This is a genomic window from Polynucleobacter sp. CS-Odin-A6 (assembly GCF_018882095.1).
GTDB lineage: Bacteria > Pseudomonadota > Gammaproteobacteria > Burkholderiales > Burkholderiaceae > Polynucleobacter.
This window is the reverse complement of sequence record NZ_JACVPD010000003.1, coordinates 221093-247313: the sequence shown is the minus strand read 5'-3', so window position 1 is coordinate 247313 and position 26221 is coordinate 221093. Positions and strand designations below refer to the sequence as shown.

Sequence of the window (26221 nt, the reverse complement as noted above, 5' to 3'; positions counted from 1 at the left end):
ATAATTCATTCCATTGTATTGCTCAAAGTCTTTGATTCATTTCTTCTTTAATTTCTGTGTTGATTCCTGTGTTGATTCCATATCTAGCTTCCGTAAAAAAGCCATCTTCTCTGCAATCTGAGTTTCTAAGCCACGATCTACCGGCTCATACCAATGAGGCTCTGCCATACCATCTGGCAGATAGGATTCTCCGGCGGCATAAGCATGGGGTTCATCATGAGCATAGCGATATTCTTTTCCATGACCTAACTCTTTCATGAGCTTGGTTGGAGCATTGCGGAGATGATTGGGTACCGGCTGACTTTGGTCATTCGCAACAAAGGCTCTCGCAGCATTAAATGCCTTATAGCTTGCGTTGCTTTTGGCAGCAATAGCCAAATACACCACGGCTTGACCTAAGGCGAGTTCACCTTCAGGAGAGCCAAGGCGCTCAAAAGTTTCGGCAGCATCATTCGCCAGTTGCATTGCCCTAGGATCAGCAAGCCCAATGTCTTCCCATGCCATACGAATAATTCTGCGGGCTAAATAACGCGGATCTGCGCCACCATCGAGCATTCGGCAAAACCAGTAAAGAGCTGCATCAGGATTGGAGCCACGAACCGACTTGTGTAATGCAGAAATTTGATCGTAAAAGTGATCGCCACCTTTATCAAATCGACGTGCTTGGACCGTTAACGCATTCTCAATAAACGCTTGATCTACAGTCTGAACATTTAAATTAGGTGCTGAGAGCGCATTACGTACTTGCTCTACTAAATTCAGTAGTCGACGGGCGTCGCCATCTGCATGGGTAATGAGACTATCAATTGCAGCCGCTTCAAATGCAATTTCCGGCATAGCGTATTCACGGGCTCGATCAAACAGCAGCTTTAGCTCTGGTGCGCTTAATGACTTAAGTACATACACTTGCGCACGAGAGAGAAGGGCAGAGTTGACTTCGAAAGAAGGGTTTTCAGTAGTGGCGCCAATAAAGGTAAAGAGACCTGATTCCACATGCGGTAATAGGGCATCTTGCTGACTTTTATTAAAGCGATGAATTTCATCAACAAACAGAATGGTCTGCTTGCCATACTGAGACATGCTTTGTTGCGCTTGTTCGATTGCCTCGCGAATTTCTTTTACACCAGCCAAGACTGCTGAGATGGCAATAAATTCTCGATCAAAGGCTTTAGCAGATAGTCGAGCCAAGGTAGTTTTGCCAACTCCTGGAGGCCCCCATAAAATCATTGAGTGAGGCTTACCAGATGCAAAAGCCAGATTTAGTGGCTTACCTGAGGCTAATAGGTGAGTTTGGCCAATGACTTCTTCAATTGTTTTAGGGCGTAAGGCTTCCGCTAATGGTGGGGGCGGCGTTTGATCAAATAGATTGCCCATATACCCGATTTAATTCTGTACAAATAAAATCACGAGAGCGGCCCAAGTTAAACATCCTGCAGAAACAATTGTCAGTCGAGTGCGTAAGGTCATAAATGCTTTGCAAGCTACTTCGCTGGAAAAATAATATCGATAGGTTTCCTTATCAATATTGCGTTGAATGATTAATGCGGATGCCAAGATGAGCAAGCCTACTGGAATATAAACATGAAGCGCAACCCAGGCAGCCAATGCCGGTGTGATACCCCAGATCCAAGCATTGCGGTCTTCCCAGCGATCGCCCTGCGGCGTCTTGCCAAGATGATGTAAATTCGCACCCCAATGCAATGCACCCATAAAGGCGGTAATGATTGCGCCATAACTCGCCAGTGACTCGGCACTTAGATAATTGAGTGGCGTTGGTGCTAACTGAACCATTAAAGCGAGGCCCACAAAAGGTATCAGGCCGGCATAAGCTAATTTAAGGACTAGGGGTGGTAATGGGTTCACAAAGGATTTTTCATTGAGGTTATAGGGTATAGGGTAATGAATGTTGCTAAATTACTGATCATAGGTATAAACGCCGCGCTTAGTCTTACGTCCGAGATAACCGGCGGCAACCATTTCTCGGAGGAGTGGACACGGACGATACTTAGAGTCGCTGAAGTTTTCAAAATACACTTCCATGACTGCTAGGCAGGTATCCAGACCAATTAAATCAGCCAAGGCCAGCGGACCAATCGGTTGGTTGCAACCCAACTTCATGCCAGCATCAATATCTTCTGGACTAGCAAGTCCTTCATGTAAAACAAAGAAGGCTTCATTAATCATCGGCAATAAAATACGGTTTACAACAAAACCAGGTGAGTTTTTCACCGTAATGGGCTCCTTGCCAATTCGTTTAGCCATTTCAATAATGGTGGCATGGGTTGCATCTGAAGTTTGCAGGCCGCGAATTACTTCAACCAAGGCCATCAAGGGTGGTGGGTTGAAGAAATGCATGCCTATGAAGCGACTTGGATTAGAGTCAAGAGCGGCCAGTTTGGTGATCGACAATGATGAGGTGTTCGTGGCAATGATCGTATCTTTGCTCACAATCTCATCGACTTGCTTCAGAATCTGCTCTTTAATCGCTTGGTTCTCTGTAGCAGCTTCAATCACTAATTGCAAACCTTTGAAGTCGGCATACGATGTGCTACCTCTGATGCGCTTGAGTGCGGCATCTTTATTTTCTGCTGTAAGCGTTTCTTTCTTCACTAGGCGATCTAGGCTTTTACTAATTTGGCTCAAGCCACGCTCCACCGCAGCATCATTCATATCAACCATGACTACATCTAGTCCAGCTACCGCGCAAACTTGGGCAATACCATTACCCATCGTGCCCGCGCCAATGACTCCTACTGATTGAATCTTCATGCTATTTCCTTTTTTGATACTGTGATGAACCAAATAATTGTTCTTTTGCTTTGTCATCATGCAAAGGCTTTCGTAATGCTGTTAACACCTCAACCCCACGCTTAACAGCAGGGCGCTCACTAATCATCTCAAACCAGCGCTTGAAATGCGGATACTCATGAATATCGATACCTTGATTCTTCCAATTACGAGTCCAAGGGAAGATGGCTATATCGGCAATGGTGTAACTTTTGCCCGCGATGTAGGGATTATCTTTGAGTTGATGATCGATAACCCCATATAAGCGCTTTGCTTCATTAGTGTAGCGAGTAATCGCGTATCCAATTTTCTCTGGAGCATAAATTCGAAAGTGGTGGTTTTGTCCCAAAAGGGGGCCTACGCCACCCATCTGAAACATCAGCCATTGCAATACTTCATATTTACCCCGGGTAGACTTGGGTAAAAACTTACCGGTTTTTGCTGCAAGGTAGAGCAAGATGGCGCCAGATTCAAAAAGGTGGATCGGCTTTCCATCGGGTCCCTGTGGATCTGTTATCGCCGGTATTTTGTTGTTTGGACTAATAGTCAAGAAGTCTGGCTTGAATTGATCGCCAGCTCCAATATCAATTGGATGAGCAATCCAATCTTTTCCTAACTTATAGCCGCATTCCTCAAGCATGATGTGCACCTTGTGCCCATTAGGAGTTGCCCAGCTAAACACTTCAATTTGGTTTTCCTGAGCTTTATTGATAGTCATTATGAGTTCCTTCAAAGGGGATTTAAGGCAAATAAGGTGGGTAGTCGCTAGAATGGGGGAAATTCTTTATAAATTGTGCCATGTTGATCGTCCTTTCACCTGCTAAATCTCTAGATTACAAAACCCCCGCCAAGGTTAAGGCGCCAACTTTGCCTGAGTTTGCCTCGGAATCGGCAAAGCTGATTGCCGATCTCAAGAAGCTTTCACCCCAAGAAGTTGCCAATTTGATGGGCTTATCTGATCAGTTAGCTACACTCAATGTTGGACGATATCGCGATTGGTCCAAGAAATTCACCGAAGAAAACAGCAAGGCTGCCATTTATGCCTTTGACGGCGATGTTTATGATGGCTTTGACGTCAAAACATTGAGTGTCAAGGCGATCGATTTTGCCCAGGACCATATTCGCATCCTATCTGGACTGTATGGTGTTCTCAGACCCCTTGATCTAATGCAGCCTTACCGCTTGGAAATGGGTACTGCCTTTCAGAATCCAAGGGGCAAGGATCTGTATGCCTTTTGGGGTGAGCGCGTTACTGATTCTCTTAAAAAGCTTCTGGAGAAGCAAAAGAAGCCTGCGCTACTCAATCTTGCATCAGAGGAGTATTTCAAAGTACTGCAAGCGAAGAATCTAGGGTGCCCTGTGATTTCTCCCGTGTTCCAAGATGGCAAGGATGGTAAATACAAAATTATTTCCTTTTACGCCAAACGAGCGAGGGGGTTGATGGCGCGTTATGTGGTTGAAAATCGCATTACAGAGCCCGCTGAGTTGAAGGGTTTTAATTTGGACGGCTATCAATTTGTCGCCTCTGAATCTAAGCCTGAAAAACCGTTATTTAGACGTCCCGAAAGAAAGTAGGAGAGTGCACTATGGCTGTACATCGCACTAAATCCTCACAACGCGCTTCGCCAGATGTGGAGCGATTGGTAGCTGACGCTATTTCCTTGGCAGCCTCAGGCAGTCATATGGAAGATCAGTTCTGGGAAGAACGCTTAAACGTACGTTTAATGCGTTTACTCAAGAGCCAGAATCAGAATGTCATTGACGCCGCTCTAGATCAAACATTTCGAATTAATACCTTGGCCTTTGAAGTGCTTGCCGATTGTGCTGAAACCTTAGCTGAATCCTTAATCATGGAGCATGAAGAGCAACAATGGGATGTGCTTTTGCTAGCCATACCCATTATTGCGCATACTCGCTATCAAATTCCCTCTGGCGCTCTGCCAGTTCACATCATTGAATCTACAGCCGCTTCCCTACATAGCTCGATCGCTTCTGCGGATGCGCGCCTTGCAATTATTCCTTGGCTCTATAGTATTGATCAAATGCCGCATTCACATAGCCAAACCCGTTTATTAACTGAAGCTTTGGCAATGGCAGCAATTACTGCGAGCGAGATTAAGCTGGAGCTACGTGAGATGTCTGAAACGATTGCTGTTTTGGCCGATCCCCGTTTTATCATTGCAGCTGTTGCTGCTCCCTCTGGAATGCCATTGTTTCGTTGGCAAGCAGAAGCACCAACCCGACAAGAGCGTGGTGTTAGCCTGATTGGTTGGCAAAATACGATGCAAGAGTCCGTGGCATTACTCTTGCCGGGCTGCGAATTTGAACTCTTATTACCTGAGGCTTATTTTACAAACTGTCGTTTAGCAGATAAGCAGATACGTCCATTGAGTATTAGAGCCGCTGTGAATTTCCTGGAAAGCACACTCGGTGTCTTGCCCGCTGGATTATCTTGTGTAGTCGGTGCGTTCGGCGAAGAGCAGGCTGACGAGTATCGTATTTCTTTTAGCGTAAAAGGCTCTCCAGAGATAGTCTATGGGGTAATTTGGCCTCTTTATGATCGCGAAAGTGTTGCTAACGATGCGCTGAATGATTTATCGGATGATGATAGCCCGATGAAGAAAATTGCTGATGCATTACGTGATGCAGGTGTGGATGATGTTTTCCGTCATGCGATGCTCTTTGATCCAGAGTTGTGTGATGATTGCGGCGCGCCTCTATTTCCCGATCGATCGGGTGAGGCTGCTCACGCCGAGCTACCAGATGACGCACCAATACAGCAACCTTTGTTTCATTAGGCAATTTCAAAGTTGGTTGCAGTAACGAAAAAAGCCGAGAAACTCTCGGCTTTTGATCTGATAACACTAGCTTAAATGCATATTTTAATTTTGTATAAAAGGCTCTGAATTAGCAAATAAATGAGGCAGCTTACCGGTTTTCATTTCTGCAGTTTGGCAGAAATCTGCTAAGCGACTTCCTGATTTGATATTGAATAACATCGCTTTATTTCCTAGGACCACAAGATCATGTCCAGTATTAGCGTTCTTGTAACGCAAGCTACCCGGCAACGAATTCTCGCGTTTTAGCTCAAATGTTTTTGACTCCCAAGTAAGGCGAACCAATTCAGTAGTACCTGAAGTTTTAAATTGCTTACTTTCGCTACAAGTCCAAGTAGAAACTTCTTCATTTGCAAGGGCTTGCACCGAGCCCAGGAGGCCAGTTACAGCTAAACCAACAATCATCAGGGTTTTCTTCATGTATCTAAATCCTTAAGAGAGGAGATGTTGAACGCCTGCTTGCTCTTCAAGCAATTCATTCAGAGTGTGGTTCATGCGCTCACGAGAAAACTCATCAATTTCCAAGCCTTCAATCATCTTATATTCGCCGTTTTCGCAAACGACAGGATAACCGTAAATGACATCAGCCGGAATGCCATATTCGCCTTTAGACGGTATGCCCATCGTGACCCATTTCCCATTAGTACCGAGAACCCAATCACGAACGTGATCAATGGCTGCATTTGCAGCAGACGCTGCTGATGAAAGGCCGCGCGCTTCAATAATAGCTGCACCACGCTTACCCACTGTAGGAATGAAAGTATCTTTATTCCATGCGGCATCATTAATACTGTCTTTTACCGATTTACCATCCACTGTTGCGAAGCGATAATCGGGATACATGGTTGGACTGTGGTTGCCCCAAACAACCAATTTTTCGATATCCGCTACGGGTTTATTCAGCTTACTTGCTAGTTGTGACAGTGCCCGATTGTGATCGAGGCGCAACATCGCTGTGAAGTTCTTAGCAGGAATATCGGGAGCAGATTTCATCGCGATGTAAGCATTGGTATTAGCTGGATTACCAACCACCAATACTTTGACCGTTTTCTTAGCAACTGCATTTAGTGCTTTACCTTGGGCTGTGAAAATTTGCGCATTCGCAGAGAGCAAATCTTTTCGCTCCATACCTGGGCCGCGCGGGCGTGCGCCAACCAGTAAAGCAATATCAATATCCTTAAAGGCCGTCATTGGGTCAGAATGGGCAGTCATGCCGGCCAACAATGGGAACGCACAATCGTCTAATTCCATCATCACTCCAGCCAAGGCTTTTTGAGCTTTTTCATCTGGAATTTCAAGCAACTGGAGGATGACAGGTTGGTCTTTTCCTAGTAAATCGCCATTGGCGATACGAAAGAGCAGGGAATAACCGATTTGACCGGCTGCACCGGTGACCGCAACACGCATTGGGGCTTTTGCCATTACTAATAACTCCAGTTAAGGTTAAAAAATCTTTTTCTATTATCCATTCAAGAGTGCGGACTTTCCATTTACACTATTGCTCATGTCTTATATAAGATATGAGATATGCACCAGATTTTATCCAATAGCAGCGCTCGTTAAGTTAATTTGTCAATTATGTCCGAACCCATTGCCTCGTTTAGCCCCCTCTATGAGCAAATAAAAGCTTTGATTTTGGCCAGTTTGCAGACTTCCGAATGGTTGCCAGGTGAGGCTATCCCCAGTGAAATGGAGCTCGCAGTACGCTATGCCGTAAGCCAGGGGACCGTTCGCAAGGCGATTGATGAGTTGGCTGCCCAAAATTTATTAGTAAGGCGCCAAGGCAAAGGCACCTTTGTAGCCACCCATCAAGAGGAAAACTGGCAGTATCGTTTTCTGCGTTTGGAGCCGGATTCTGGTGAAAAACTGCACCTGAAAAACCAGTTTTTAGTCTGTGAAAACATTCAATCCGATGCCTATATTGCTGATTTATTGAGCTTAAAGGTCGGTGACCCCATCATTCGAATTGATCGTATCCAAAGCTATGCGGGTAAACCGATCGTATTTGAGGAGATTTGGCTTCCTGAATGGCGCTTTAAAGGGCTGACGATGGAAGAGTTGAATGACTGGCATGGCCCAATGTACGCTTTTTATGAAAGTGAATACGCTACCCATATGGTGCGTGCACAGGAAAAAATTAAAGCCGTTTTGGCCAATCAGAATCTGGCTCAATATCTGCAGATTCCAGCTGGCGCAGCTTTACTCTCGGTAGAGCGGGTAGCCTTTACCTATGGGAGTAAACCAGTGGAAATTCGGCATGCTAGGTACGACACTTCTGACCAGCATTACGACAATAAATTGAACTAGGTAGTACACTCAAAAATGAGTAAAAACCACTATTTAACCCCTTTAAACACGAAAAAGTCCACTTTTACACCAAGGTTTCCAATAGAATATGTTGCAACACAACAAAGCCACACTGAACCTCCACCGAAAGATTGAGATTACCCATGGGTGATGCACAGCAAACCATAAAAAAAGATAGACCGGTTTATCGCAATATTGGTCTAGCCCAGTTGATCAAGTACCGCCTGCCATGGGCTGGAAAAGTATCTATTCTTCACCGCATTAGTGGAGCAGCATTATTTTTGATGTTGCCATTTTTACTTTATCTCTTAGATCAAAGTTTGGCCTCTGAACTCAGTTATCAACAGTTTCAGTTGATTACCGGTCATGTGCTGGTCAAAATCGTTTGCCTTGGCTTAATTTGGGCCTTTTTGCACCATTTTTGTGCCGGCATTCGCTATCTATTGCTCGATTTAGAGATTGGCGTTGAAAAAGTGGATGCCAATCGTTCAGCAATTTTTGTATTTTGCTTGGGCCTTGCTTTAACAGCCCTGGTTGGTCTCAAACTATTCGGCTTGTATTAAGCGTTTCTATACTAAGGAAATCTCATGCCTATTTATCAAATCGGACCAAAGCGTTTAGTGGTCGGCGCGCATTATGGTCTGAAAGAGTGGATTATTCAGCGCGTTACTGCTGTTGTGATGGTGGTTTTCACGATTGTTTTATTGATTGATTATTGCATTACCGGTAGCGCAACTTATGAGGGCTGGTCTGCTTTGTTTAGTAATCAGTTTATGAAGCTCCTCACGCTCCTGTTCTTCTTTAGCCTCTTCTACCACGCTTGGATTGGTATTCGCGACATTTGGATGGACTACATCAAGCCTGTCAGTGTTCGCTTGACGCTTCAAGCGCTCACTGTTTTATATCTCGTAGCCTGTGCGGCCTATGCCGTAGAAATTTTGTGGAAAGTGTAATTGAATGACTGCGATTAAAAAAGTATTACCACGCCGCCGTTTTGATGCCGTCATTATTGGCGCTGGTGGCTCGGGTATGCGTGCTTCACTGCAACTAGCAGAGGTGGGCCTGAATGTTGCGGTGTTAACAAAAGTTTTTCCTACACGCTCTCATACCGTTGCGGCTCAAGGCGGTATCGGTGCTGCGCTTGGAAACATGAGTGAAGATAATTGGCACTATCACTTTTATGACACGATTAAAGGATCCGACTGGTTGGGTGACCAAGACGTGATTGAATTTATGTGTCGTGAAGCCCCGAAGGTAGTTTATGAGCTCGAGCACTTTGGGATGCCTTTCGACCGCAACCCAGATGGCACGATTTATCAGCGCCCATTTGGTGGGCACACAGCAAATTATGGTGAGAAGCCGGTGCAACGTGCTTGCGCTGCAGCGGACCGCACTGGTCATGCGATGTTGCACACCTTGTACCAACGTAATGTGCGCGCCAAAACCAACTTTTTTGTTGAATGGCTGGCTCTCGATCTGATTCGTGATGATGCAGGCGATGTTGTTGGCGTTACTGCTCTCGAAATGGAAACAGGCCAGGTCTACATTCTTGAGGCTAAGGTGGTCTTGATGGCGACTGGCGGAGCAGGTCGTATTTGGGACGCATCAACCAATGCTTATATTAATACTGGCGATGGTATGGGTCTTGCTGCGCGCGCAGGTATTCCCTTGGAAGATATGGAGTTCTGGCAATTCCATCCAACGGGTGTAGCTGGTGCAGGCGTATTGTTGACAGAGGGCTGTCGTGGTGAAGGCGGTATCTTGCGCAATAAGGATGGCGAACGCTTCATGGAGCGTTATGCACCGACTTATAAAGATTTGGCTCCTCGTGATTTCGTGTCTCGTTGTATGGATCAAGAAATTAAAGAAGGACGCGGATGCGGTCCTAATGGGGACTATGTAGTGCTTGATTTGACCCATATTGGCGCTGAAACCATCATGAAGCGTTTGCCTTCTGTCTATGAAATCGGCATGAACTTTGCGAACGTGGATGTTACTAAAGAGCCAATCCCGGTGGTGCCAACCATTCACTATCAAATGGGCGGTATTCCGACGAACATCAATGGTCAGGTGGTGGTTCCGGCCAATGGTAAGCCCAATGAAATTGTGAATGGTTTATATGCGATCGGTGAGTGTTCTTGCGTATCCGTTCATGGTGCAAACCGCTTAGGTACAAACTCATTACTCGATCTGTTGGTATTCGGGCGCGCAGCAGGGAATCACATCGTTGCAATGGATCTCAAGAATCGTGAATTCAAATCATTGCCTGCTAATGCTGGCGAGCATACTTTAGAGCGTATTGCCGCACTCGATAACTCCAGTTCGGGTGAGTACGCCCAAGATGTTGCAAATGATATTCGTAAGACGATGCAAAAGTATGCAGGCGTTTTCCGTAATCAAGAGCTGATGGACGAAGGTGTGCGTCAAATGGCGAAGTTGACAGAGCGCGCAAAACACTTATGGGTAAAAGATAAGTCGGAGATTTTTAATACCGCACGGATTGAAGCCTTGGAAGTGGCTAACTTGATCGAGACTGCAAACGCTACGATGATTTCAGCGGCTGCGCGTACTGAAAGTCGAGGAGCACATTCACATGATGATCATCAGGTCCGCGATGATATCAATTGGATGAAGCACACGCTTTGGTATAGCGAAGGTAACCGCCTAGATTACAAGCCCGTGCAATTGAAGCCTTTAACAGTGGAATCTTTCCCTCCCAAAGAACGTACTTTCTAAGCGAAGAGAAATAGAAAAATGAGTGATATTCGTATATTTGAAATTTACCGCTACGATCCTGATGTCGATGCAGCGCCGCGTATGGAACGTTATGAACTGGAGTTGACTGGTGAGCGGATGTTATTGGACGCTTTGATTTCTTTGAAGAAACAAGATGAGAGTATCACCTATCGCCGCTCATGTCGTGAAGGTGTGTGTGGTTCAGACGCGATGAACATCAACGGTAAAAATGGCCTTGCTTGCTTGACGAATATGTTAACCCTGCCAAAGGTCATCACATTACGCCCATTGCCTGGCTTGCCAGTCGTTCGTGATCTGATTGTTGATATGACTTTGTTCTTCAAGCAATACTTGTCTATTAAGCCTTACTTAGTAAACGATAACCCTCCACCAGAAAAAGAGCGTCTCCAGAGTCCTGAAGAGCGTGAAGAGTTAAACGGCTTATATGAGTGCATCTTGTGTGCTTCGTGTTCTACAGCATGTCCATCTTTTTGGTGGAATCCGGATAAATTTGTAGGTCCTGCCGGTTTGCTGCAAGCGTATCGCTTCATTGCCGATAGTCGCGATGAAGAGACTGCGCAGCGTTTGGACAACTTGGAAGACCCGTATCGTTTATTCCGTTGCCATACGATTATGAATTGTGTGGATGTATGCCCTAAGCATTTAAATCCAACAAAAGCGATTGGAAAGATTAAAGAATTGATGGTACGTAGGGCCGTATGACCCTTAGTAATGCAGAGTTATATCGATTAAAGAGTGATGCCCGCAGGGGCTTGCTTGAGAACGATTTGATTTTGCATCGTTTTTTTGAGCGCTTTGGCACTCAATTAAATGCGGAAGATGGAAAAGTATTAACCCTGTTGCTTGCTCTAGAGGATAACGATTTGATGGACTTATTGATCGGACGTAAAGATTCTGTAGCGGCATTGGAACAAGAGGCCCAAAAAACCTCTTTTAAGTCGGTTTTGCAAAAGCTTAGGCAGAAGTAGTGCGGTTGTAGGATCAAATAGTGTATTAATCTTCAATATGAATGACTAAGGATTAGAAATGATTGAATCGGACATCAAGGCAAAACTCTCGTTTTCGGATGGCACACCAGATATCGAACTGCCGATTTACAAAGGCACGATTGGTCCTGATGTCATTGATATTCGCAAACTATATGGTCAAACTGGTAAGTTCACTTACGATTCAGGCTTCCTTTCTACAGCATCTTGCAACAGCAAAATTACTTATATTGATGGTGATAAAGGTGAGTTGTTGTATCGCGGTTACCCAATTGAAGATCTGGCGAATAATTGTGATTTCTTGGAGGTGTGCTATCTCTTAATTAATGGCGACTTGCCAAATGCCACAGAGAAAAAAGATTTTGAAAATATGGTCATGCATCACACTATGGTGCACGAGCAAATGCAATTTTTCTTGCGGGGCTTTCGTCGTGATGCACATCCAATGTCAGTGCTTACTGGATTGGTTGGTGCAATGGCTGCCTTCTACCATGATCAGATTGACTATAGTCAGACCAAAGCTCGTGAGATAGCTCAAATTCGTTTAATTGCAAAGATGCCGACCTTAGTTGCTATGGCATATAAGTACTCTATTGGCCAGCCATTCATTTATCCCGATAACTCCCTGTCATACACGGCTAATTTCATGCGAATGATGTTTGCTACACCATGTGAAGCCTATCATGTGAACCCAGTTTTGGTGCGCGCCCTAGATCGGATCTTCATTTTGCATGCTGATCACGAGCAAAACGCATCTACTTCAACTGTTCGCTTATGTGGATCTTCAGGAACCAATCCTTTTGCGGCGATTTCGGCCGGTATCGCCTGCTTATGGGGCCCAGCTCATGGCGGCGCTAATGAAGCTTGTTTGGAGATGTTGAGTGACATTCAGGCGAATGGTGGCGTAGATAAGATTCATGATTTCATCGCGCAAGTTAAAGACAAGAATTCCAGCGTGCGTTTGATGGGCTTTGGCCATCGTGTATACAAAAACTTTGATCCCCGTGCTAAATTGATGCGTGAGACTTGCTATGAAGTGTTGCAAGAGCTTGGTTTACAAGATGATCCATTATTTAAGTTGGCAATGACGCTTGAGAAGATTGCTTTGGAGGATGAGTACTTTGTTAGCCGTAAGCTCTATCCCAACGTAGATTTCTACTCAGGTATTGTTCAACGCGCACTTGGTATCCCTACAGAAATGTTCACCTGTGTCTTTGCTTTAGCAAGGACGGTTGGTTGGATTGCCCAGTGGGAGGAGATGATTACTGATCCTGAGTACAAGATTGGTCGTCCACGCCAGCTATACGTTGGTGAAACTTCACGTAAAGTTTCCAACATTTCGGTTCGTAAATAAACGCCTTAGAGGGTTTTATGTCACGTACGCTTTATGATAAATTGTGGGATGACCATGTCGTCTATTCTGAAGATGATGGTACGGCTACGATTTATATAGACCGTCATTTATTGCATGAGGTCACGAGCCCCCAGGCTTTTGAAGGTTTAAATTTGGCTGGTCGTCCGGTTTGGCGTATCTCGGCTAACCTGGCAGTCTCAGATCACAATGTTCCGACAACTGATCGATCCGAAGGAATTGCTGATCCGATTTCTAAGTTGCAGGTAGATACCCTGGATCAAAACTGTGACGCTTTTGGTATCACTCAATACAAAATGAACGATTCCCGTCAAGGGATTGTGCATGTGATTGGGCCAGAGCAGGGTGCTACTTTGCCTGGCATGACTGTGGTTTGTGGTGACTCCCATACTAGTACTCACGGCGCTTTTGGTGCGTTAGCTTTTGGTATTGGTACCTCAGAAGTAGAGCATGTACTTGCTACCCAAACCTTGCTCATGAAAAAGAGCAAGAACATGTTGGTGAAAGTGGACGGTCGTTTACAGCCAGGCTCGACTGCAAAAGATATTGTGCTTGCCGTGATTGGCAAGATCGGCACTGCTGGTGGCACGGGTTACACCATTGAGTTTGCTGGTGAGGCTATTCGCAATTTATCGATGGAAGGTCGCATGACTGTCTGTAATATGGCGATTGAAGCTGGTGCTCGTGCTGGTCTGATTGCAGTTGATGAGACTACAATTGAATACATTCAAGGTCGACCTTACGCCCCGAGTGGTGAAGCATTACGTCATGCCTTGCAATACTGGCGCACTTTGCATTCGGATGTGGATGCCAAGTTTGATACTACCGTTGAGCTACGTGCTGAAGAAATTGCCCCACAAGTCACTTGGGGTACTTCGCCAGAAATGGTTCTATCTATTAGCGATCGTGTCCCCGACCCAGAAAAAGAACGAGACCCCAATAAACGTTCCGCGATGGAGCGTGCATTGGAATATATGGGCCTCACCCCAAATACGCCACTAAGTCATATCGCAGTTGATAAAGTATTCATTGGTTCTTGCACCAATAGTCGCATTGAAGATATACGTGCTGCTGCTAAGGTAGTGGATCGCTTAGGTAAAAAGGTTGCAGCTAACGTTAAATTGGCCTTGGTGGTGCCAGGATCTGGCTTAGTGAAAGCTCAGGCAGAGCGCGAAGGTTTGGATCGTGTTTTTAAAGCTGCCGGCTTTGAATGGCGTGAGCCGGGTTGTTCCATGTGCTTAGCTATGAACGCAGATCGACTCGAGCCAGGAGAGCGCTGCGCCTCTACTTCTAATCGGAATTTTGAGGGTCGCCAAGGTAATGGTGGAAGAACGCATTTGCTAAGTCCTGCTATGGCAGCTGCTGCAGCCATTGAAGGGCATTTTGTGGATATTCGTAAGATTTCTTAAGGAAATATGATGGTCAAATTGTCTTCTTGCACGATGATTAAAAAGCTAACTGTAGTCGCTGTTGCTGGGATTATTCTTGCTGCGTGCGCCAATACGATGGAAGGTGTTGGTAAGGATCTCCAAACGATGGGTAACTCCATGGGTGGAAAAAACCAAGCGAATACGAATAACAATAACCAATCCCAAACTCAGGGAAAAGATGTTGTTGTCACACCGGTTAAGTAAAAGCAATGGATAAATTTACCGTATACAAAGGTTTGGTGGCTCCGCTCAATCGCGAGAATGTCGATACCGATGCCATCATCCCAAAACAATTTTTAAAGTCAATTAAGAAAACCGGTTTTGGCCAGAATTTATTTGATGAGTGGCGCTACCTAGATCATGGTGAGCCTGGGCAGGATTGCAGCATACGCCCCCTGAATCCGGATTTTGTTTTAAACCAGCCCCGTTATAAAGATGCCGGTATTTTGTTGGCTCGCAAGAACTTTGGCTGTGGAAGCTCCCGCGAACACGCACCTTGGGCGCTCGACCAGTTCGGCTTTAGGGTAGTCATTTCTCCTAGCTTTGCTGACATTTTCTACAATAATTGCTTCAAAAATGGCCTTCTACCCATTGTGTTGTCTGAGCTGCAAGTAGACCACTTATTTAATGAAACACTGGCGTTTAATGGCTATCAGCTCACTATCGATCTCGATGCTCAGCAAGTGATTACCCCTGACGGTACTCCTTATAGCTTTGATGTAGCGCCATTTAGGAAGCATTGCTTGCTTAACGGTTTGGACGATATTGGCTTAACTCTGGAACATGCAGATAAAATCAAGGCTTATGAAGCTGAGCGCATCCTCAAGATGCCTTGGCTTGCGACACAACTGCCGTAGTTTTATCTAGTTAAAGGCCTTTCATGAAAATTGCAGTTCTACCGGGCGATGGTATTGGCCCGGAAATCGTTGCTGAAGCCGTTAAAGTATTAAACGCACTCGGCCCTCAATTTGACCTTGAGACAGCCCCTGTTGGTGGCGCTGCTTATGACTTGTCTGGCCATCCTTTGCCTCCCGCTACATTAGACCTTGCTAAAAAAGCAGACGCTATTTTGTTCGGCGCTGTTGGCGATTGGAAATACGATACTCTCGCCCGTGAACTACGTCCTGAGCAAGCCATTCTAGGTTTGCGTAAGCATTTAGAGTTGTTTGCCAATTTCAGACCCGCTATTTGCTACGACGAGCTCACAGCGGCTTCTAGCTTGAAAGCAGAAATTGTTGGTGGTCTTGATATCTTAATTATTCGTGAGCTGAATGGTGATATCTATTTTGGTCAGCCGCGGGGCATTCGTACTTCAGAGTTACCTTTATTCAAGGGTGCGCGTGAGGGATATGACATGATGCATTACAGCGAGCCAGAGGTAGAGCGGATTGGTCGTGTTGCATTTGAAGCGGCTCGTAAGCGCAGCAAAAAAGTCTGTAGTGTTGATAAGGCAAACGTGTTGGAGACCTCACAGTTGTGGCGTGAAGTCATGATTCGGGTTGGTAAAGATTATCCAGATGTCGAGTTGTCACATATGTACGTTGATAACGCAGCAATGCAACTAGTAAGGGCACCAAAAGCATTTGATGTGGTAGTGACTGGTAATCTATTCGGCGATATTCTGTCCGATGAGGCCGCGATGTTGACTGGCTCAATTGGTATGTTGCCGTCTGCATCATTGGATAAAAATAATAAAGGCTTGTATGAGCCGAGCCATGGTTCAGCTCCGGATATTGCGGGCAAGGGTATTGCAAATCCATTGGCAACCATTTTGTCTGCTGCCATGATGTTGCGTTATTCATTAGAGATGCCTGATCAAGCTGATCGTATTGAAAGGGCTGTGCAAAAAGTATTGACACAAGGATTGCGCACCGCTGATATTTTCACAGAAGGTACCCAAAAGGTTTCTACCGTTGAAATGGGTAACGCAGTTCTGGCTGCGCTTTGAAAATAAATCGTTTAAGTTAATAACATAGTGCAGTTCATTCATAGATAGTTAATCATGGCAAATACAAAAATACCATTGGTAGGTTTAGTCGGTTGGCGCGGTATGGTCGGTAGTGTTCTGATGGATAGAATGCTGGCTGAAAAGGATTTCGATCTCATTGAGCCCGTATTTTTTAGTACTAGCCAGGCTGGTGGTGAAGTTCCTCTCTTTAACGGACAAAAGGTTACTAAGGGCGAAAATTCTTTGCGGAATGCGAACGACATTCAAGCTCTATCACGTTGTGACATTATTTTGACTTGCCAAGGCGGTGACTACACCAACGATATTTTTCCAAAGTTACGCTCTGCTGGTTGGCAGGGCCACTGGATCGATGCAGCTAGTGCATTGCGTATGAAAGGTGACGCAGTGCTGGTTCTGGATCCCATAAATCGACCGGTTATAGACAAGGCATTAGCTGCTGGTGGAAAAAACTGGATTGGTAGTAACTGCACTGTAAGTCTGATGATGATGGCTATGGGTGGTCTTGTGAAGGCGGATATGGTCGAATGGATTAGTGCTATGACCTATCAAGCTGCTTCAGGCGCTGGTGCTCAGAATATGCGTGAGCTTCTTTTGCAGATGGGTGCCTTACGCGACAGCGTCGCAACCGAATTAGCCGATCCTTCATCCTGGATCTTAGATATTGATCGAAAAATCACTGAAACTTTGCGTTCTCCTGATTTTCCTAAGAAAAATTTCCGCAATACTCCTTTGGCAGGTAGCTTAATTCCGTGGATTGATGTTCCTGTTGAGAATGGCCAAACTAAAGAAGAGTGGAAGGGTGGCGCTGAATTTAACAAGATCTTAGGGCGACCTGCGTTTAGATCGCCTGGAAGTATTCCGATTGATGGTATATGTGTGCGTGTTGGTGCAATGCGTTGCCACTCACAGGGTTTGACAGTGAAGCTCAAGAAAGATATTCCCTTACAGGATATCGAAGACATTTTGGCTAACGATAGCCAATGGGTCAAAGTCGTTCCGAACGACCGTGAGATGACTGAGCGTGAATTATCTCCATCTGCCATTAGCGGTACTTTGACAGTACCTATTGGCCGATTACATAAAATGGCGATGGGCCCTGAATATCTCGGCGCCTTTACAGTGGGCGATCAACTCTTGTGGGGTGCTGCTGAGCCCTTACGTCGCATGCTCCGCATCTTGCTCGAGCGCTAATGTTAAGAATGAGCCAAATGAAGTTAGTAAAAGTAAAAGCCCTATGCTTAATTTGGCTGAGCTGGTCATGCACAGCAGGCGCTATCTCTCTAGGCTCCCCGAAACTGTTGTCCCGACCTGGAGAGCCGCTGAAAGTTGAGTTTCCAATTCGGGTTGGCGCAGAGGAGCAATCGCTTATCTCCAGTTTGAATGTCGATATTTCGAATAAAGCCGTATACGAAAAACGCGGCGTCTCCCAGAAGTTACTCATGTTTAATCCGCAAGCGATGGTTTATCGTAATCAGAAAGAGCGGTTAATGGTCTTGGTTGAGACGGTTGAATCAGTTCCCGCAGTGGATGATCCATTTCTAGATGTCATGGTGACATTAAATTGGTCTGCAGGGAGCATTACTAAGACCTATACCTTGCTTTTGGGTGACCCTCAAAAGATTACTGTCAGACCAGGCCAAAGTTTGTCTGAGATCGCTTCTCAATTATTGCCTAAATTAGATGGTGCAACCCTAGACCAAACCATGATGGCACTTTTTAGAGCTAATCCTGATGCATTTGCTAGCGGCAGTATCAATCGACTTGAGGCGGGAGCTGAGCTGAGCAAGCCTAGTCAAGCTTTATTGCGATCGATTAGTCCAGCAGAGGCTTATGAGTTTGTGGCTGAATCAAATGCCCAATGGCAGTCTAAACGTGCGTCACAGGGTGGTGCATCCACTGCTGCAAATACCTCAAAGAGTGGGGTGGCGCTACCTGCTCAAGATAGATTAAAAATTGGCTCTACTGCTGAAGGTAACTCCGAGGAGCGTCGTTACACTGAAGAATTGGTTGCGCAAGAAAAAATACTAGAGCAGAGCCGAGAACGTGTAGTTGAGTTAGAAAAAAATATTGCAGATCTTCAGCAACTGCTCGACAAAGCAAAAGGTAAAGATAAGGGTGAACCCAATTCTAACAATGCCTCTATTCTGGGTAGTTTTGCGCCTGCCATACTCGCTTTGGTGCTGATGGGTTTTACAGGATTACTACTATGGTTGTTGGCCAAGAATGCGCGTAAGTCAGAAGCGCGTCATTTTTCTAAAGAACCAGCACAAACGATTCCAACCCCTGATGACCATGCTGCATCACCTGGTGCGATGCCTAACCGAGCCAAGGCATTATTTGCAGGAATTGATTTAGACTTATCTCCTGCAAAAAAAACAAGTGCAGCAGTTCTTACTGAGTCGAATCCTTTGGCTGACACTCTGCGCGTGAAGTTAAATTTAGCGCGTGCCTATATTACTATTGAAGACTTTGCGGCTGCTAAGAAATCGCTGCAAGAAATCATTCTGATTGGCGCAGATATTGATACTGCCATTACGGTGGAAGCTCAAGGTATGTTAGCTGAGCTATCAGATCGTCATCACTAAAGCCTTGCTATGCGGATAGCCCTAGGCCTCCAATACGATGGCAGCCCCTACTCAGGTTGGCAATCCCAAGTAAATCAAAACACGATTCAAGATGAGGTAGAAAAAGCGATTACTGCATTTGTCGGGACGAGTGCGATCCAATCTGACCCCATACGCGTGATTACGGCTGGCAGAACAGATACTGGCGTACATGCCTTAGGTCAAGTCGTTCATTTTGATGTTGAAGTTGAACGAGATCATTGGTCATGGGTAAGAGGGGTCAATACTTTCTTACCAGAATCTATTGTGGTGAATTGGGCTCAGCCTGTTTCAGTAGATTTTAGTGCTCGCTACTCTGCATTTGAGCGCACCTACATTTATGCTTTGCATGCTGGACCATGCCGCTCGCCAATGGCTGCTGCACGTGCGGGTTATGTAATGCTTCCTGCAGAGCGCTGGTTTGATGTAGATGTGATGAAATTGGCTTCAGTGTGTTTAATCGGCGAGCATGATTTCACCTCATTTCGCTCCTCTGAATGTCAAAGTAAGACTCCTGTGAAAACCATTTATTCTATTGAGATTGTCTCTGATAGACCTTGGCTGTATTTTAAGATCAAAGGAAATGCCTTCTTGCATCATATGGTCCGCAATCTTGTCGGTAGCTTTATCCAAATTGGCGTTGGTAAACAGTCTGCTGATTGGATGTCAGATGTCTTGGCAGCAAAAAATCGCAGTATTGCTGCTCCCACTTTTTCTCCGGCTGGGCTCTATTTGACTCAAATCGCTTATCCAGAGCAATTTCAAATTCCACAGCCATGGCTTGAAAATTCGTGGCTTCCCAAAAGTCTGTTTTAGTCAAACTCGGTCATCCAAGGCCTAAAGCCTTATCATTTCCTTATGGGCTTACTCAATTACTCCCCCAATCGAACCAGAGTCAAAATCTGTGGTCTAAAAACCATCCATGATGTAGATGCAGCAGTTGCAGCTGGGGTTGATGCCGTTGGTTTTGTCTTTTACCCCAAAAGCCCCCGGGCTGTCAGCCCCCAAACAGCTGCTGCCTTGATCTCCAGGCTTCCAGCCGGTGTTGATGCAGTAGGTTTAGTTGTTAATGCCACAGATGCCGAGTTTGAGGCCATTCGTAGGGTAGCCCCAATCACTTTATGGCAGTTTCATGGGGATGAGTCACCCTCAGAATGCCAGGGCTTTGCAGCAGGCCAACCCTGGATAAAAGCGGCCCGTGTTGGCGCCGACTTCCCCTTTGCCGATTTTTCCCTACAATATAGGCAAGCAGATGCTTTTTTGCTCGATGCCCTAGTTGAGGGTTACGGTGGAGGAGGCATTCCTTTTGACTGGTCAGGAATCCCAGAAGCATGGATAAGCGCAAACGCGCATCAGGTCGTTTTGAGTGGTGGGTTGAACGTTCACAACGTGGGCGATGCCATTGCTCGCCTACATCCTTGCGTAGTTGACGTCTCTAGCGGCGTAGAAATCAGCAAGGGTGTTAAAGATCATGCCTTAATGAAGGAGTTTATTCAGGCAGTGCGTGCGGCAGACGCAAGCACCACATCCTAATATTGCTGTAGCTAAATAAAAGAGGTATTTATGTACGATAAGCCAGATGCACGAGGACACTTTGGTCCTTACGGTGGCGTATTTGTTTCTGAGACGCTGATGTTTGCTTTGGATGAGCTCAAAGCGGCTTATGCCAAATATCAATACGACCCCGAGTTTTTAGAAGAATTCCATTACGAGCTCAAACACTTTGTAGGGCGACCATCACCGGTCTATCACGCCAAACGCTGGAGTCAAATGTTGGGCGGTGCTCAGATTTATCTGAAGCGTGAAGATTTAAATCATACTGGTGCCCACAAAATCAATAACGTGATTGGTCAGGCAATGTTGGCTAAGCGGATGGGGAAGCCACGCATTATTGCTGAGACAGGGGCAGGACAGCATGGTGTTGCTACAGCAACCATCTGCGCTCGCTTTGGTTTAGATTGCACGGTATATCAAGGATCTGTTGACGTTGCTCGGCAAGCTCAAAATGTGTTCCGAATGAAATTGCTCGGGGCGAAGGTTGTTCCCGTTGAATCTGGTACTAAAACGCTTAAAGATGCCCTCAATGAGGCGATGCGAGATTGGGTAACCAATGTTGAAGATACCTTCTACATTATTGGCACTGTTGCCGGCCCTCATCCATACCCCATGATGGTCAGAGATTTCCAGAGTGTGATTGGTGAAGAGTGCAAAGTGCAGATGCCAGAGCTCACTGGACGTCAGCCTGATTTTGTCATGGCCTGTGTTGGTGGTGGCTCTAATGCGATGGGCATTTTTTATCCATATATTGAATATCCTGAAGTTAAACTCATTGGTGTTGAGGCAGCGGGACATGGCTTAAATAGTGGCCTTCATTCTGCGGCCTTGTGCGTAGGTAAGCCAGGAGTGTTGCATGGCAATCGCACTTATCTTTTACAAGATGAGAATGGTCAGATTTCTGAAACCCATTCTGTTTCTGCCGGCATGGATTACCCGGGCGTTGGTCCTGAGCATGCATGGCTCAAAGATTCTGGTCGTGCTGAATACGTCGCAATCACAGACGAAGAGGCGCTGAAAGCATTCCATGATTGTTGCCAAATAGAAGGCATCATTCCTGCGCTTGAGTCAGCACATGCCATTGCTTATGCTTGCAAGTTAGCGCCAACGCTATCTAAAGATAAAACCATTTTGGTCAATCTATCTGGTCGTGGTGATAAAGACATGCATACTGTTGCTCAAGCTACCGGTTCTGAAGGTTAACTCCGAAGTAATAAGAAAAAATCAGATACGAACTGTTATGTCAAAAATTAATACACTCTTCAACGACTTAAAAGCCTCTGGAAAAAAAGGGCTGATTCCATTCATCACTGCAGGTGATCCCCATCCGCAACTGACGGTCGAGTTGATGCATGCCTTAGTTCGTGGAGGTGCCAATTTAATTGAGTTGGGCGTGCCATTCTCTGACCCGATGGCTGATGGGCCAGTTATTCAGCGTTCCTCAGAAAGAGCTCTATCTCAAGGTGTGACCTTACATAGTTGCCTAGAGATGGTCAAAGAGTTTCGTCAGGTCGATACGAATACACCAGTAGTATTAATGGGCTATGCCAACCCGGTTGAGCAGATGGGTGCGGAGCGTTTTGCCAATGAAGCAAAGTCTGCTGGTGTCGATGGCGTGCTCATAGTCGATTACCCACCAGAAGAGTGTGTTGATTTTGCAGCGCGTATGCGAGCGGCTGGAGTAGACCCTATTTTCTTATTAGCACCTACTTCATCGTCAGATCGCATTAAAGAGGCCGCTAAAATTGCTTCTGGTTATATCTATTACGTCTCTATGCGAGGGGTTACAGGTGCATCTCACTTGAATACCCAGGATGTGGCGAGCAATATTCCCAAAATTCGTGATGCTACGTCAATCCCCATTGCAGTCGGTTTTGGTATCAACGATCCAGAGAGTGCGCGTGCGGTTTCAAAAACAGCGGATGCGGTAGTTATTGGTAGTCGAATAATCCGTCTTTTAGAGGATTCAGCCCCGGAGCAGGCAGTACAATCACTTGTGAACTTCATACGAGAAATTCGCGTTGCTTTAGATAGTTAATGCACTGGATAGTCAAAAACTAATGAGCTGGATCGATAAATTATTACCCCCACAAATCCAACATACGGATCCTGCAAATCGCAAATCTGTTCCGGAGGGTCTTTGGGTTAAGTGCCCCAGCTGTGAAACTGTTCTTTACAGTACTGATATCGAAGCCAATCTTTCTGTTTGTCCGAAATGTAGTCATCACATGCGCATCGGCGCCCGCCAGCGACTCGATAGCCTGGTAGATCCTAAGGGTCGTTATGAGATTGGTGCTGACATTTTCCCAATTGATCCGCTGAAATTTAAAGATTCTAAAAAGTACCCCGATCGCCTGAAAGAAGCCAGCGATGCCTCTGGCGAATCTGAAGCCTTGATTGTTCTTGGCGGGAAAATCGAAAGTATCCCCGTTGTAGCGGCCTGCTTTGAGTTCCAGTTTATGGGTGGCTCTATGGGCTCAGTTGTCGGTGAGCGTTTTGCTCGCGGTGTCCAAGAGGCGATTGCCAAGAAGTGTGCCTTTATCTGCGTGACCGCTACTGGGGGTGCGCGCATGCAAGAAAGCCTGCTATCCCTTTTTCAGATGGCAAAAACCAACTCGATGTTGACTTTATTGTCTAAAAAGAAATTACCCTATATCAGTGTTTTGACCGACCCAACGATGGGCGGAATTTCTGCTAGCTTTGCCTTTATGGGTGATGTAGTCATTGCTGAGCCTAAGGCTTTGATTGGTTTTGCTGGACCTCGAGTGATCGAGCAGACTGTGCGTGAAAAACTACCGGAAGGGTTTCAGCGTGCTGAATTTTTGATGCAGAAGGGTGGCATCGACATGATTGTGGATCGTCGCCAAATGCGTGGTGAGATTGCTCGCTTATTGGCCTTACTTCAACAACTTCCTGAGCCTGCGACTGTAGGCAGCTCGGCTGTATAAAGCGCTTGAGCACTTCATACCAAGCCCCCATTCTTTTTTCTAGCCTAGCGGCCTGGCTTAGCCACCTTGAAACTGCTCACCCCGTCGGTATCGATATGGGGCTTGACCGGATTAATCGCGTCAAGGAGTCACTAGGCCTTCATTTTAATTGCCCTGTCATTACGGTTGCCGGCACTAATGGCAAGGGATCAACCTGTGCCTACTTGGAAAGTATCCTGCTGGCATCGGGATATAAAGTGGGTTGCCACATGTCGCCCCATTTACTCTCGTTCAATGAACGTGCTCGCGTGAATGGTGAGGAAGTAGCGGATGTCGTATTGCTAGAGCATTTTGCTTTAGTTGAAAAAGCTCGCGTGAGTCTACTGGATCCACCAACCTTAACTTATTTTGAATTTACGACTCTTGCAATCATGCATCTATTCTCTAAGGCAAGCTTAGATGCCGTCATACTAGAAGTCGGAATGGGCGGTCGCTTAGATGCCGTCAATATTGTTGATGCTGATTGCGCAATCGTCACTAGCATTGACATTGATCATTCAGATTTTTTAGGCGATACACGTGAAGCTATTGCACGTGAAAAAGCAGGTATTTTTCGATCAGGCGCTATTGCCGTTTGCGGAGATCCAGTGCCCCCACAATCTTTAATTGATCAAGCTGAAGAGCTGGGTTGTGATTTATGGCTGCAAGGGAGAGACTTTAATTTTCAAGGCGATAAGCAACAATGGGGTTGGGCAGGGCGTCAAAAACGTTTTAGTGGTTTAGGTTATCCCGCTTTACGCGGTGCCAACCAAATTCTGAATGCATCCGCTGTCATTGCCGCCTTAATGGCTTTACATCAGCGCTTACCTGTCAGTGCTCAAGATATTCGCAATGGATTTGCCTTGGTCGAGTTGCCAGGCCGCTTTCAGGTGCTACCAGGTCAGCCCACCGTGATCCTCGATGTTGCTCATAATCCGCATGCTTCTGCGACACTTGGCCAAGGTTTGGACAAGATGGGTTATCACCCCTACACCTATGCCATCTTTGGAGCCATGGCAGATAAAGATATTGCTGGCGTGATGAAGCCCTTGTTAGGTAGTGTGGATTTCTGGTTTTGCACCGATTTGCCTACCCCACGGGCCTCTAGTGCGCGGGTTTTAGCAGAGAAGTTGGCGGAGCTTGGGGTTGTTATTCAAAATAGTGCTGATGGGGGCATTGAATGCTTCTCAGATCCTGCTGCAGCGTATCAAAAAGCCCTTTCTAAAGCAGGTGAGGGTGATAGAATTGTCATCTTCGGATCCTTCTATACCGTTGCCGGCGTAATGGCATATCGAAATAACCAGGCGCATTGATCCATGATTCGTTTACCGAAGCTTTTTAAGCGAAACTCTGATACTGAATATCTCGATCGAGATTCTGTGAGAGGCCGCCGCACTGTCAATAAATTAGCTCCGCGGAGCTTTCAAAGGGCTCAAGAAAGCGAAGAGCTTGCGTTTAATGAAGATCCTGAGCAGCAGCGCGCTCGTCATCGCCTGATTGGTGCAGCCGTATTGGTACTCATTGCAGTAGTGGGGCTCCCACGAATTTTAGATAGCAAGCCAAAAGCAGTGAATAATGACATTGCTATCAATATTGTTTCTAGTCTCCCAGCGCCTAATGTTGCTGTCCCCGCTAACGAAGAAAAGATTAAGGCATCAGAAGATCTTCCGCTCAAGGAGAGGGAGATCATCTCGGTACCCGAGATTAAATCTGAAATGAAATCTGATGCTAAATCAGCCCCATCATTAAATAAAGCCAGTTCCATTGGCTTAGCTGCTGGAGAGGAAGTAGTTGCTTCAGCAAACCCTGCTGCCAAAACAGAAGAGACTTCAAAAAAAGCGGGGTCTGGAAAGTACTTGATTCAGATTGGTGCCTTCGCATCCGAAGATCGGGCTAAAGGTTGGATTTCTAAAATGAAGGACCAAAAGATTCCCAACTACGTTTTAAATAAAACAAGCGCCGATGGCACCAAACTCTATGTTCTAAGAGCGGGACCTTTTCTCGATAAAGATGTCGCTGAGGCTGCCGAGAAAAAAGTGAAGGCCATGGGCTTAACGCCCAGACTTGTTGAGCTTGGTTCCCCTTAATGGAATACTTATCCACCCTGAAATTAACCCCGGTGGATTACTTCACCCTGGTTGTGTTGCTGGTCTCTGCTCTGGTCGGTATTTCTAGAGGCTTATTTAAAGAATTGTTGGCATTAGCTTCTTGGTTCATCGCTGCATGGGTTGCCTATCACTACACTAACTATCTTTCTGTGGAATGGCTATCCACTTTCCATATGGATGAGCTCTTGAGTCTGGGTATCAGTTTTCTGATCTTATTTATCTTGACTTTGATTATTTGTGGATTGGTTGGAAATCTGATACAAAAAATTATTTTGTCGGCAGGCTTAACTGTGACCGATCGTTTCCTTGGCTTGGTTTTTGGCTTGGCTCGCGGAGGTATAGTGATCGTTGTATTGGCTACATTAGCGGCGCTCACACCAATACCGCAAAGCATAGCATGGCAAAAAGCCATAACTCGCCCTGCTGTAGATATGGCGACTGGTTTAATCAAAGGATGGTTACCGGCTGATTGGGCTAAACAATTAGGTGATGCAATGCCTAAAATTACACCCACCGTAACCCCTTCACTAACAATAGGGATCTAG

29 protein-coding genes are annotated in these 26221 nt (G+C 45.8%); 23 read left to right on the top strand and 6 right to left on the bottom strand.

The genetic code is table 11. The annotated features are described in order from the left end of the window. Positions 1–36: 36 nt before the first annotated feature. The 4 genes from ICN15_RS08785 to ICN15_RS08770 are packed head-to-tail and all read right to left on the bottom strand — an operon-like array spanning position 37 to position 3505. Complete coding sequence (locus ICN15_RS08785; RefSeq protein WP_216202336.1) at positions 37–1374, bottom strand: replication-associated recombination protein A; 1338 nt, start codon at positions 1372–1374, stop codon at positions 37–39. Between the two features lie 9 nt (positions 1375–1383). After that, on the bottom strand, positions 1384–1863 hold the full coding sequence (locus ICN15_RS08780) for a DUF3429 family protein (protein WP_216202335.1): 480 nt from the start codon (positions 1861–1863) through the stop codon (positions 1384–1386). 51 nt (positions 1864–1914) lie between these two features. After that, a complete protein-coding gene (locus tag ICN15_RS08775; RefSeq protein ID WP_216202334.1) occupies positions 1915–2769 on the bottom strand; it encodes a 3-hydroxybutyryl-CoA dehydrogenase in 855 nt (284 codons plus the stop codon). A gap of 1 nt (position 2770) precedes the next feature. Further along, positions 2771–3505 carry a glutathione binding-like protein gene (locus ICN15_RS08770; RefSeq protein WP_216202332.1) on the bottom strand — a complete coding sequence of 245 codons (735 nt, stop codon included), beginning with the start codon at positions 3503–3505 and terminating at the stop codon, positions 2771–2773. A gap of 80 nt (positions 3506–3585) precedes the next feature. Here ICN15_RS08770 and yaaA point away from each other — a divergent pair, with 80 nt between their 5' ends. Together yaaA and ICN15_RS08760 are read left to right on the top strand one after the other, a co-directional pair. Then, the gene (gene yaaA / locus ICN15_RS08765; protein WP_216202330.1) at positions 3586–4362 is read left to right on the top strand and encodes a peroxide stress protein YaaA; all 777 of its coding nucleotides are present in this window, start codon (positions 3586–3588) and stop codon (positions 4360–4362) included. Positions 4363–4373: 11 nt separating this feature from the next. Continuing rightward, complete coding sequence (locus ICN15_RS08760; RefSeq protein ID WP_216202329.1) at positions 4374–5585, top strand: DUF2863 family protein; 1212 nt, start codon at positions 4374–4376, stop codon at positions 5583–5585. 84 nt (positions 5586–5669) lie between these two features. Here the strand turns inward: ICN15_RS08760 and ICN15_RS08755 are convergent, their stop codons facing one another. After that, positions 5670–6044 carry a hypothetical protein gene (locus ICN15_RS08755; RefSeq protein WP_216202328.1) on the bottom strand — a complete coding sequence of 125 codons (375 nt, stop codon included), beginning with the start codon at positions 6042–6044 and terminating at the stop codon, positions 5670–5672. Positions 6045–6056: 12 nt separating this feature from the next. Next, complete coding sequence (locus ICN15_RS08750; RefSeq protein ID WP_216202327.1) at positions 6057–7046, bottom strand: malate dehydrogenase; 990 nt, start codon at positions 7044–7046, stop codon at positions 6057–6059. A gap of 156 nt (positions 7047–7202) precedes the next feature. On the opposite strand from ICN15_RS08750, the gene ICN15_RS08745 reads away from it, so the two are divergent. From ICN15_RS08745 to ICN15_RS08645, 21 genes are all read left to right on the top strand, one after another. Continuing rightward, positions 7203–7931: a GntR family transcriptional regulator gene (locus ICN15_RS08745; protein ID WP_255532941.1), complete on the top strand. Its 729-nt coding sequence runs from the start codon at positions 7203–7205 to the stop codon at positions 7929–7931. A gap of 143 nt (positions 7932–8074) precedes the next feature. Beyond that, positions 8075–8494 (top strand): succinate dehydrogenase, cytochrome b556 subunit, encoded by a 420-nt coding sequence (gene sdhC / locus ICN15_RS08740; RefSeq protein WP_216202324.1) that lies wholly within the window; start codon positions 8075–8077, stop codon positions 8492–8494. Between the two features lie 24 nt (positions 8495–8518). Continuing rightward, entirely contained in the window at positions 8519–8884 is a 366-nt protein-coding gene (gene sdhD, locus ICN15_RS08735; RefSeq protein ID WP_216202322.1) for a succinate dehydrogenase, hydrophobic membrane anchor protein, read from the top strand. 4 nt (positions 8885–8888) lie between these two features. Beyond that, a complete protein-coding gene (gene sdhA, locus ICN15_RS08730) occupies positions 8889–10667 on the top strand; it encodes a succinate dehydrogenase flavoprotein subunit (RefSeq protein ID WP_216202321.1) in 1779 nt (592 codons plus the stop codon). Positions 10668–10685: 18 nt separating this feature from the next. Beyond that, positions 10686–11390: a succinate dehydrogenase iron-sulfur subunit gene (locus ICN15_RS08725; RefSeq protein WP_216202319.1), complete on the top strand. Its 705-nt coding sequence runs from the start codon at positions 10686–10688 to the stop codon at positions 11388–11390. Next, a complete protein-coding gene (locus ICN15_RS08720) occupies positions 11387–11656 on the top strand; it encodes a succinate dehydrogenase assembly factor 2 (protein ID WP_216202318.1) in 270 nt (89 codons plus the stop codon). The genes ICN15_RS08725 and ICN15_RS08720 overlap by 4 nt, the downstream gene beginning before the upstream one ends. Positions 11657–11714: 58 nt before the next feature. Continuing rightward, entirely contained in the window at positions 11715–13028 is a 1314-nt protein-coding gene (gene gltA, locus ICN15_RS08715) for a citrate synthase (protein ID WP_216202317.1), read from the top strand. A 17-nt stretch (positions 13029–13045) separates the two neighbouring features. Continuing rightward, complete coding sequence (gene leuC, locus ICN15_RS08710) at positions 13046–14455, top strand: 3-isopropylmalate dehydratase large subunit (RefSeq protein WP_216202315.1); 1410 nt, start codon at positions 13046–13048, stop codon at positions 14453–14455. Positions 14456–14461: 6 nt separating this feature from the next. Next, positions 14462–14680, top strand: coding sequence for a hypothetical protein (locus ICN15_RS08705; protein ID WP_255532940.1), 219 nt, complete (start codon positions 14462–14464; stop codon positions 14678–14680). A gap of 5 nt (positions 14681–14685) precedes the next feature. Further along, entirely contained in the window at positions 14686–15333 is a 648-nt protein-coding gene (gene leuD / locus ICN15_RS08700) for a 3-isopropylmalate dehydratase small subunit (protein WP_216202312.1), read from the top strand. A gap of 23 nt (positions 15334–15356) precedes the next feature. After that, positions 15357–16424 (top strand): 3-isopropylmalate dehydrogenase, encoded by a 1068-nt coding sequence (gene leuB / locus ICN15_RS08695; protein ID WP_216202311.1) that lies wholly within the window; start codon positions 15357–15359, stop codon positions 16422–16424. 54 nt (positions 16425–16478) lie between these two features. Continuing rightward, the gene (gene asd, locus ICN15_RS08690; protein ID WP_216202309.1) at positions 16479–17636 is read left to right on the top strand and encodes an aspartate-semialdehyde dehydrogenase; all 1158 of its coding nucleotides are present in this window, start codon (positions 16479–16481) and stop codon (positions 17634–17636) included. A 17-nt stretch (positions 17637–17653) separates the two neighbouring features. After that, positions 17654–19030 (top strand): FimV/HubP family polar landmark protein, encoded by a 1377-nt coding sequence (locus ICN15_RS08685; RefSeq protein ID WP_255532939.1) that lies wholly within the window; start codon positions 17654–17656, stop codon positions 19028–19030. Between the two features lie 9 nt (positions 19031–19039). Then, the gene (truA, locus tag ICN15_RS08680; RefSeq protein WP_216202307.1) at positions 19040–19864 is read left to right on the top strand and encodes a tRNA pseudouridine(38-40) synthase TruA; all 825 of its coding nucleotides are present in this window, start codon (positions 19040–19042) and stop codon (positions 19862–19864) included. Between the two features lie 42 nt (positions 19865–19906). Further along, entirely contained in the window at positions 19907–20581 is a 675-nt protein-coding gene (locus tag ICN15_RS08675) for a phosphoribosylanthranilate isomerase (protein ID WP_216202305.1), read from the top strand. Positions 20582–20611: 30 nt separating this feature from the next. After that, entirely contained in the window at positions 20612–21805 is a 1194-nt protein-coding gene (gene trpB / locus ICN15_RS08670) for a tryptophan synthase subunit beta (RefSeq protein ID WP_216202304.1), read from the top strand. A gap of 37 nt (positions 21806–21842) precedes the next feature. Continuing rightward, a complete protein-coding gene (trpA, locus tag ICN15_RS08665) occupies positions 21843–22640 on the top strand; it encodes a tryptophan synthase subunit alpha (protein ID WP_216202303.1) in 798 nt (265 codons plus the stop codon). A 22-nt stretch (positions 22641–22662) separates the two neighbouring features. Next, positions 22663–23550 carry an acetyl-CoA carboxylase, carboxyltransferase subunit beta gene (gene accD / locus ICN15_RS08660; protein WP_216202302.1) on the top strand — a complete coding sequence of 296 codons (888 nt, stop codon included), beginning with the start codon at positions 22663–22665 and terminating at the stop codon, positions 23548–23550. Between the two features lie 5 nt (positions 23551–23555). Beyond that, positions 23556–24881: a bifunctional tetrahydrofolate synthase/dihydrofolate synthase gene (gene folC / locus ICN15_RS08655; RefSeq protein ID WP_216202301.1), complete on the top strand. Its 1326-nt coding sequence runs from the start codon at positions 23556–23558 to the stop codon at positions 24879–24881. Between the two features lie 3 nt (positions 24882–24884). Further along, a complete protein-coding gene (locus ICN15_RS08650; RefSeq protein WP_216202300.1) occupies positions 24885–25655 on the top strand; it encodes an SPOR domain-containing protein in 771 nt (256 codons plus the stop codon). Continuing rightward, positions 25655–26221 carry a CvpA family protein gene (locus tag ICN15_RS08645; RefSeq protein WP_216202299.1) on the top strand — a complete coding sequence of 189 codons (567 nt, stop codon included), beginning with the start codon at positions 25655–25657 and terminating at the stop codon, positions 26219–26221. Before ICN15_RS08650 ends, ICN15_RS08645 begins: the two co-directional genes overlap by 1 nt.

Excerpts from the sequence above, each read along its gene's own strand:
- ICN15_RS08785 (WP_216202336.1), bottom strand. The coding sequence starts at position 1,374 with ATGGGCAATCTATTTGATCAAACGCCGCCCCCACCATTAGCGGAAGCC.
- ICN15_RS08775 (WP_216202334.1), bottom strand. The coding sequence starts at position 2,769 with ATGAAGATTCAATCAGTAGGAGTCATTGGCGCGGGCACGATGGGTAAT.
- ICN15_RS08770 (WP_216202332.1), bottom strand. The coding sequence starts at position 3,505 with ATGACTATCAATAAAGCTCAGGAAAACCAAATTGAAGTGTTTAGCTGG.
- yaaA (WP_216202330.1), top strand. The coding sequence starts at position 3,586 with ATGTTGATCGTCCTTTCACCTGCTAAATCTCTAGATTACAAAACCCCC.
- ICN15_RS08760 (WP_216202329.1), top strand. The coding sequence starts at position 4,374 with ATGGCTGTACATCGCACTAAATCCTCACAACGCGCTTCGCCAGATGTG.
- ICN15_RS08755 (WP_216202328.1), bottom strand. The coding sequence starts at position 6,044 with ATGAAGAAAACCCTGATGATTGTTGGTTTAGCTGTAACTGGCCTCCTG.
- ICN15_RS08750 (WP_216202327.1), bottom strand. The coding sequence starts at position 7,046 with ATGGCAAAAGCCCCAATGCGTGTTGCGGTCACCGGTGCAGCCGGTCAA.
- ICN15_RS08745 (WP_255532941.1), top strand. The coding sequence starts at position 7,203 with ATGTCCGAACCCATTGCCTCGTTTAGCCCCCTCTATGAGCAAATAAAA.
- sdhC (WP_216202324.1), top strand. The coding sequence starts at position 8,075 with ATGGGTGATGCACAGCAAACCATAAAAAAAGATAGACCGGTTTATCGC.
- sdhD (WP_216202322.1), top strand. The coding sequence starts at position 8,519 with ATGCCTATTTATCAAATCGGACCAAAGCGTTTAGTGGTCGGCGCGCAT.
- sdhA (WP_216202321.1), top strand. The coding sequence starts at position 8,889 with ATGACTGCGATTAAAAAAGTATTACCACGCCGCCGTTTTGATGCCGTC.
- ICN15_RS08725 (WP_216202319.1), top strand. The coding sequence starts at position 10,686 with ATGAGTGATATTCGTATATTTGAAATTTACCGCTACGATCCTGATGTC.
- ICN15_RS08720 (WP_216202318.1), top strand. The coding sequence starts at position 11,387 with ATGACCCTTAGTAATGCAGAGTTATATCGATTAAAGAGTGATGCCCGC.
- gltA (WP_216202317.1), top strand. The coding sequence starts at position 11,715 with ATGATTGAATCGGACATCAAGGCAAAACTCTCGTTTTCGGATGGCACA.
- leuC (WP_216202315.1), top strand. The coding sequence starts at position 13,046 with ATGTCACGTACGCTTTATGATAAATTGTGGGATGACCATGTCGTCTAT.
- ICN15_RS08705 (WP_255532940.1), top strand. The coding sequence starts at position 14,462 with ATGATGGTCAAATTGTCTTCTTGCACGATGATTAAAAAGCTAACTGTA.
- leuD (WP_216202312.1), top strand. The coding sequence starts at position 14,686 with ATGGATAAATTTACCGTATACAAAGGTTTGGTGGCTCCGCTCAATCGC.
- leuB (WP_216202311.1), top strand. The coding sequence starts at position 15,357 with ATGAAAATTGCAGTTCTACCGGGCGATGGTATTGGCCCGGAAATCGTT.
- asd (WP_216202309.1), top strand. The coding sequence starts at position 16,479 with ATGGCAAATACAAAAATACCATTGGTAGGTTTAGTCGGTTGGCGCGGT.
- ICN15_RS08685 (WP_255532939.1), top strand. The coding sequence starts at position 17,654 with ATGAAGTTAGTAAAAGTAAAAGCCCTATGCTTAATTTGGCTGAGCTGG.
- truA (WP_216202307.1), top strand. The coding sequence starts at position 19,040 with ATGCGGATAGCCCTAGGCCTCCAATACGATGGCAGCCCCTACTCAGGT.
- ICN15_RS08675 (WP_216202305.1), top strand. The coding sequence starts at position 19,907 with ATGGGCTTACTCAATTACTCCCCCAATCGAACCAGAGTCAAAATCTGT.
- trpB (WP_216202304.1), top strand. The coding sequence starts at position 20,612 with ATGTACGATAAGCCAGATGCACGAGGACACTTTGGTCCTTACGGTGGC.
- trpA (WP_216202303.1), top strand. The coding sequence starts at position 21,843 with ATGTCAAAAATTAATACACTCTTCAACGACTTAAAAGCCTCTGGAAAA.
- accD (WP_216202302.1), top strand. The coding sequence starts at position 22,663 with ATGAGCTGGATCGATAAATTATTACCCCCACAAATCCAACATACGGAT.
- ICN15_RS08650 (WP_216202300.1), top strand. The coding sequence starts at position 24,885 with ATGATTCGTTTACCGAAGCTTTTTAAGCGAAACTCTGATACTGAATAT.
- ICN15_RS08645 (WP_216202299.1), top strand. The coding sequence starts at position 25,655 with ATGGAATACTTATCCACCCTGAAATTAACCCCGGTGGATTACTTCACC.